The following is a 3,618-nucleotide window of genomic DNA, read 5'->3' as shown; positions in this document are numbered from 1 at the left end:
CCCCGCACCCCCCGACCCCCGGGCCTGATCCGTAAGGAGGCACCATGCGGCCACCGCACAGCACGTCCCGGCCGGACTTCCCCCCGCCGGCGCCGGCCCCGGCTCCGTTGAGGCTGCTGGTCGCCGACGACAACCCCGTGGTCCGTGCCGGTCTCACGGCACTGCTCTCGGGCCGCGCCGACACCACGGTGGTGGCGGAGGCGAGGGACGGCCGCGAGGCGTACGAGGCGGCGCTCCGGCACCGGCCGGACGTCGTCCTGCTGGACGTCCGCATGCCCGGAGTGGATGGAATATCGGCGTTGCCCCACCTGGTGCGGCTGGCCCCCGTCATGATGCTCACCTACAGCCACGAGACGGAGACCGTGCGGGAGGCGCTGCGGCTGGGAGCGGGGGGATACCTGGTGCACGGCGAGTTCACCACCGAGCAGTTGGTGCGGGCGGTGCGGGACGTACGGGAGGGCCGGCCGCATGTGACGCCCGGGGCGGCGAGGGCGTTACTGACGTCGTTGCGGGAAGATGCACCTGCACACTCCGCTCCCAACGACGTTGATCTCAGGCCGAATTCAGCGCCCTCCGCTCTTTCGCAACTGCAACCATCTATGGGACAGTCGTTCCGGTCGCGGTTCCGGCTGAGTACGAGGGAGGCGGAGATCATGGACCTCATCGCGTCCGGGATGACCAACCAGCAGATCGCCGCCGCCTGCTTCATCAGCGAGAAGACGGTCAAGAACCACATCAACCACATCTTCGCCAAACTCCACACCACGACGAGGTCCCAGGCGGCGGCCAAGTGGCTGGGGGTGGCTTGAGGTGGGCGCAAAGGGGAGGGCGTGGGTCCGCAGTTGGGCCCAGGGACCCTTCGGCGCCCAGAGCTTCGGGTCGTACGTTGCCCGGACCGTAGGCGCAGCTGGAGGGGAACGCCGTGAACAAATGGTTCAACACCACCGTCGCGTATCTGCAGGCCCGCGTCGCTCGGAGCGACAGGGGACAGACCGCGGTGGAGTACCTCGGCATCATCGCGGTGGTCGTGGCCATCGTCCTGGCGATCACCGGTACGAGTATCGGGCAGACGATCTTCGATGCGATCAGGAACAAGATCAGCGAGGTCACCGGCGGCTGAACCACGCACGCCACGACGAGGGGCAGGCCTTCCCCATCTACATCACGGTGGTGGCAGGTCTGCTCTTTCTTGCTTTGGCCTACCTCGCCGTCGGCCAGGCCGCGGTGAACCGGGGCGGTGCCCAGACGGCGGCCGACGCGGCAGCGCTCGCGGCAGCCCAGGACGAACGGGACCAGCTCAGGGAGCAGTGGATCGAGGTTCTGAGCGACCCAGAGAAATGGCAAGAGATCTTCGAGGGCAAGGTGACGCTCGGCGACAGCTGCCGACGGGCGCGCCAACTGGCAGAGCAGAACGACGCCGACCTGAACCAGTGTTTCGCCCCGGACTTGCTGAAGTTCCGGGTCGATGTGCAGACCAACAAGTCCGTCGGCCGATCTGTCGTACCGGGCAGCGAGAACTACATGTCCAAGGCGTCCGCCGTCGCCGAGATAGAGGCCCTCTGCGATATCGAGCCCTCGGCCGCGGACACCGAGGATGCCGCGGACACTGAGGATGCCGCGGACACCCAGGATGCCGGGGACACCGAGGATGCCGACCTGCCCGAACTGACCTGCAAGGACGGGAAGGTCTGGCATCCGAAGCCGGACGACGCAGCAGGGCTCCCGAAGCCCGAAGACCTTTTCGACGTCCACCTGACCGACTCATGAGCGAACGATCAATGGTGAAGGAAGCGGAGCGATGAGCATTCGGTTCACTGCGAAGGCTCGCAGGAGGGTGGTCGCGTCGGCTGTTGCGGCCGGCCTGGTCGTAGGTGTGGCCGGTTGTGGCGGGGGCGACGGTGACGACAAGAAGCCGGACAGCCGAGCGTCGGTCACCCGGACGTCGGGGCCGGACCCGAGCACCCAGGAGGGGCAGTCCGACCAGCCGCTGGCCGAACTGAAGGGCACGGGGGGTCTGCTTCTCCAGATCAGCTCTGCGCAACGTGACTCCGGTGGCTTCGTCACGGTGAACGGCATGCTCAAGAACGACGGGGCCAAGGACCTGCTCATTCCGGCCGCCCTCAGCGGCAACGAAACCGAGATCACCAAAAACGGTCCGTCTCTCGGTGGGGCGACCCTCGTCGACCCCAAGGGGAAGAAGCGCTACTACGTGCTGCGTGACACAGAAGGACGCCCGCTGACCACGACCGGGCTGAACACGCTCAAGGGTGGGCAGTCGCTGCCGGTCTTCATGCAGTTCCCCTCACCGCCCGCGGACATCACCGAGGTGAGTCTCCAACTTCCCACCCTCTCCAGCGCCACTGTCAAGATCTCCGGGTGAGGCCGAAGTGACCACCACCCGCCTTTCCGTCACTGTGGCCGTCGTCCTCCTTCTCTCCGCTCTACCGGCCCACGCCGACGCCACGGACCCGAGCCAACCCCCCGGCACCGAACCCACCGCCACCGCCCCCGTGAAGGTCGATCCCACCGACCCCGACCTCAAGCTTCCCGAAGGTGCCACGCTCGCCGAGGCCAAGGTGCTGGACATCAAGTCGGTCGTCGAGGACCAGAGCGGGGACGAGCGGCGCGAGGACACCAACGCCGACGTGACCTTCGCCCTGCAGGCCGAAGTGCTGTTCGGCAAGGACAGCGCCAAGCTCGGCGCAGAGGCGAGGGACCGCATCGTCACCATCGCCGAGGAGATCAGGAAACAGAACGCCACCCAGGTCCGCGTCTTCGGCTTCACCGACGACCTCGGCTCCTCCGCCCACGGCGACACCCTCTCCAAACAGCGCGCCAACGCCGTACAGGCCGTACTCGACCAGGACCTGAACTCACCGTCCATCACCTTCGACGTCCGCGGCTACGGCGAGCAGTACCCCATCGCCGACAACTCCACCGAGGAGGGCCGGCGGAAGAACCGACGCGTCGAGGTGACGTTCCCCCGCACCCAGCGATGACCCGGCCGGCGAGACCCCGGCTTCCGCGGGGCCGCACCGCCGTGCCGCCCGCACCGTGTCAGCGGGCCTCCGTGCGTCCTCCCACCACCCCCACCACCTCCACCCGCGCCCCCGCTCGAACCCCCCACCCCGACATCGCCCCCGCCTCCGCCTCCAGCACGTGCCGGGCCCGCAGGCGGGGCAGGCCCAGGCGGCCGGGGCGCATCGTGCGGACGGCGATGACGGTCAGCTGCCGGTCGAGGTAGGCCACGTCGATCGGGATCCGCATCCCGAACGTGTGCACCCCGCTCGCCGGTGACAGCAGCATCGCCCCGTCCACCGAGTCCCGGCCCAGGAGTCCCCTCGTCCGCGCCCGGTAGGAGGCGGATACCTCCAGTGGGACGCCACCGGTGAGCACCTCCCCGTCGGCCGCCCGCACGATCAGCCGTCCCCGTCCGTCCCGCCAGCGCCCCATGCCCCGTCCTCCCCACCCGCCGTCGGCGACTCGCCGAACCCGAAACGCGTCGTCCCCTCCCGTCCTCCCCACCAGGGAGGGCGTTATGGCAGGACCGGGTGCCGTCTTCCACCCGCCTCCGCCCGCACCCGCCCGCCCCCATCTCCACCCACACCCGCCACCACC

At 68.9% G+C, this 3,618-nt stretch carries 6 protein-coding genes; 5 read left to right on the top strand and 1 reads right to left on the bottom strand.

Annotation, left to right across the window (positions count from 1 at the left end):
- Positions 1-44: 44 nt before the first annotated feature.
- The 5 genes from GT045_RS13800 (at position 45) to GT045_RS13785 (ending at position 2,999) form a co-directional block, all read left to right on the top strand.
- Complete coding sequence (locus GT045_RS13800; RefSeq protein WP_161334339.1) at positions 45-809, top strand: response regulator transcription factor; 765 nt, start codon at positions 45-47, stop codon at positions 807-809.
- Positions 810-922: 113 nt separating this feature from the next.
- Complete coding sequence (locus GT045_RS38895) at positions 923-1,120, top strand: hypothetical protein (protein ID WP_237538567.1); 198 nt, start codon at positions 923-925, stop codon at positions 1,118-1,120.
- Complete coding sequence (locus tag GT045_RS13795) at positions 1,117-1,767, top strand: pilus assembly protein TadG-related protein (protein WP_202527992.1); 651 nt, start codon at positions 1,117-1,119, stop codon at positions 1,765-1,767. Before GT045_RS38895 ends, GT045_RS13795 begins: the two co-directional genes overlap by 4 nt.
- A gap of 31 nt (positions 1,768-1,798) precedes the next feature.
- The gene (locus tag GT045_RS13790) at positions 1,799-2,380 is read left to right on the top strand and encodes a hypothetical protein (protein ID WP_161296200.1); all 582 of its coding nucleotides are present in this window, start codon (positions 1,799-1,801) and stop codon (positions 2,378-2,380) included.
- Between the two features lie 7 nt (positions 2,381-2,387).
- Positions 2,388-2,999 (top strand): OmpA family protein, encoded by a 612-nt coding sequence (locus tag GT045_RS13785; RefSeq protein WP_161334337.1) that lies wholly within the window; start codon positions 2,388-2,390, stop codon positions 2,997-2,999.
- Between the two features lie 58 nt (positions 3,000-3,057).
- On the opposite strand, the gene GT045_RS13780 is transcribed toward GT045_RS13785, so the two are convergent.
- Positions 3,058-3,453, bottom strand: coding sequence for a DUF192 domain-containing protein (locus GT045_RS13780; protein WP_161334336.1), 396 nt, complete (start codon positions 3,451-3,453; stop codon positions 3,058-3,060).
- Between the last annotated feature and the right edge of the window lie 165 nt (positions 3,454-3,618).

The organism is Streptomyces sp. SID486, assembly GCF_009865385.1.
Classification (GTDB): domain Bacteria; phylum Actinomycetota; class Actinomycetes; order Streptomycetales; family Streptomycetaceae; genus Streptomyces.
Note: the sequence above shows the minus strand (reverse complement) of the source record. Positions and strands in the feature narration are given on the sequence as shown.

Coding starts and splice junctions, on each gene's coding strand:
- GT045_RS13800 (WP_161334339.1), top strand. CDS start 45: ATGCGGCCACCGCACAGCACGTCCCGGCCGGACTTCCCCCCGCCGGCG.
- GT045_RS13790 (WP_161296200.1), top strand. CDS start 1,799: ATGAGCATTCGGTTCACTGCGAAGGCTCGCAGGAGGGTGGTCGCGTCG.
- GT045_RS13780 (WP_161334336.1), bottom strand. CDS start 3,453: ATGGGGCGCTGGCGGGACGGACGGGGACGGCTGATCGTGCGGGCGGCC.